Source organism: Streptococcus sp. 121 (assembly GCF_016458205.1).
In the GTDB taxonomy this organism is placed as follows: Bacteria; Bacillota; Bacilli; order Lactobacillales; family Streptococcaceae; genus Streptococcus.
In genome coordinates this window covers 1-2,284 of sequence record NZ_JAEMED010000074.1, presented here as the reverse complement: position 1 = coordinate 2,284, position 2,284 = coordinate 1, and the positions used below count along the sequence as shown (strand labels likewise).

The 2,284-nt window shown below is 38.6% G+C and carries 2 protein-coding genes and 1 rRNA gene; all 3 read right to left on the bottom strand.

Annotated features, from left to right (window positions below):
• Window positions 1-87: ribosomal RNA gene (locus JEQ21_RS09690) — 16S ribosomal RNA — on the bottom strand; the annotation flags it as partial.
• Between the two features lie 311 nt (window positions 88-398).
• On the bottom strand, window positions 399-998 hold the full coding sequence (locus JEQ21_RS09685; protein ID WP_199365306.1) for an alpha/beta hydrolase: 600 nt from the start codon (window positions 996-998) through the stop codon (window positions 399-401).
• Complete coding sequence (locus JEQ21_RS09680; protein WP_199365305.1) at window positions 995-1,936, bottom strand: VOC family protein; 942 nt, start codon at window positions 1,934-1,936, stop codon at window positions 995-997. The genes JEQ21_RS09685 and JEQ21_RS09680 overlap by 4 nt, the downstream gene beginning before the upstream one ends.
• Window positions 1,937-2,284 lie beyond the last annotated feature (348 nt).

Here is a 2,284-nt window from a genome sequence, read left to right as displayed (position 1 = left end):
GTGCAAGCACTTCCTTCAGCGTTCTACTTGCATGTATTAGGCACGCCGCCAGCGTTCATCCTGAGCCAGGATCAAACTCTCATCAAAAGTTTGAGTCTTCACTCATTTTTCTGTCGCTGACAGATTTATTGTTTTATTATTGACAGGTAGTATTCCTACTACCCACACATTGGTATTCGTCTTGTTCAGTTTTCAAAGGTCATGTCTCTCACGAGACAACTTAATCAGTTTATCAAAACCTCAATGGTTTGTCAACACTTTTGTTTAACTTTTTTGAAGTTTTTTTATTTTCGTTCGTTTGTGCCGAACTATTCTACTGATTTCGTCCCGTTTAAGGAACTCTCCCTTCAGGACTTTATTAGTATACAACATGATGTTGGTCTTTGCAAGGGTTTTGTTTAAGTTTTTTTACTTTTTTTCAAAAATTTTTCTAACCAGTTAAATTCTGCCTGATTTATCGCATGATTTTCGGATAAATAGTTAAGATGGAGGGATGGAAATATGTTTGATTTTTCTTCAAAATAGGCTTCTAACTCTTCTTTAGAAGTCCATGGATCGTTCTCTCCTAAAAACAAGTAGAAATTTCCTCTTTGTTCTTTCTGATGATTCCATTGTAAAAAACTTGGGTGAAGTAACAAATAATCATCAGCTAGGTCTTTACTCATTTCTAAAAGACTGAGAATAGCATTCGCTCCATTGGAGTATCCTAAAAAGATAAGGGGCCTATTCTCCCAGATTTCTCGTAATGCTTCCCATGTTATCTCAAACTTTTCCTGAAACAGGTGTCTCTGTTCTAAATCATTTTGATTCTCTTCTAGTAGTGGGTAATAACGATAGCCGCTTCCAAAAGTATAATCTCCTTGAATCACTAACAGACTATGGGTAGGCGCAAGCTTTTTCCCAAAATCAAGCATTTCTTGAATAGTTCCCCCACTACCATGAAAAAGCACCAACAAAGGCTCTTCTGCTGCTCTATAACTCCATTTTAAGCTGGTCATTGTTTCAACCCTTCTTCTATAATCATTCGATTCGGCTCCAGAAAATCCGGCAAATATAAGGGGTGATGATGAAAACTTTCCATCGTATCATAATCCATTACAAGTTTTTCTGAAATTGGAGTGGCGACTTCCAAGACCATCCCATGCCATTCCTTAAAGTAAAGGGAATGCATAAAATCTCGATTCACAATCCGAGAATGGAGAATGCCTTTCGCAGATAGGTCACTCGCAGTCTGCTTTAACTCCTCCAATGAGCCAACTCCCAGCGCAAGATGATGGATACCACCTCGTCCCAACTGCTGTGGTGCTTGCTCTTTATCTTCCACAATCCATACATGTTGGGGAAAAATGGAATCAGCATCTAGGCGGCTATCCCCCACTAGTTCTGCATCAAAAAAAGGTGCTTCCTCAAAACCAAATACCCTTGTCAAAAGTTCTGTAACGGTCTGTTGATTTTGAACCCGAATCACTACACCCGCCAACCCTAGAATAGCATTTGAAGGATCTATGCTGGGATTCTTTGGCGGATAAACCTGCCAAGTTAACTTTTCAGGATAAACCAAAGCCAATTTTTGACCGTCCGGATCACTAAAAAAGAGAGCCTCCTGGTTCCACAGTCTAGCCCATTCCGTTGATACGCCTGCCTGATTTAAACGTGTCTTCCAAAATATCAAACTTTCCTGATTAGCTACCCAAAACACCGTACGCTCTAAAGCATTTGTCCCAGATTGATGTTTGGGAAAAGTTTTGGTCTCAAAAACAGTAAATTCTGTTCCCTCGCGCCCTGTTTCATCACTAAAGAACAAGTGGTACATGGTCGGGTCATCCTGATTCACCGTTTTCAAGTGCAGAGAAAGACCTAGGATACCATGATAAAACTGATAAGCTTCTGCTGCATCACTGGCCAAAACTGAAATATGATGAATTGCTGCTTTCATAAGGTCTCTCCTATTTGTTACTAACTAGTGGTAATTATACACCACTTTTTATCATCAAACAATGATTTGGTTCGTTTTGATATAGTCTTTTATTTGAAAATAACACAGTAAAAAAGCGTAAAAAAGCGTAAAAAAGCGCAAAAAAACACTATCTGTGTTATACTTAAGGTGAACATATTTAAAAATGTCTTAAGGATGTTGCCGCATCCCTAATGCTTTTGCTGCTTCATAAGTTTGATGTGTTTTCAAAAGTTTGTAGACAATTCTTAGTATCTTATGAGCACAAGCGATAACAGCCTTCATCTTACTTCCTCTTTGGGAAACTCTATTGTATAAAGATGAGAAAGC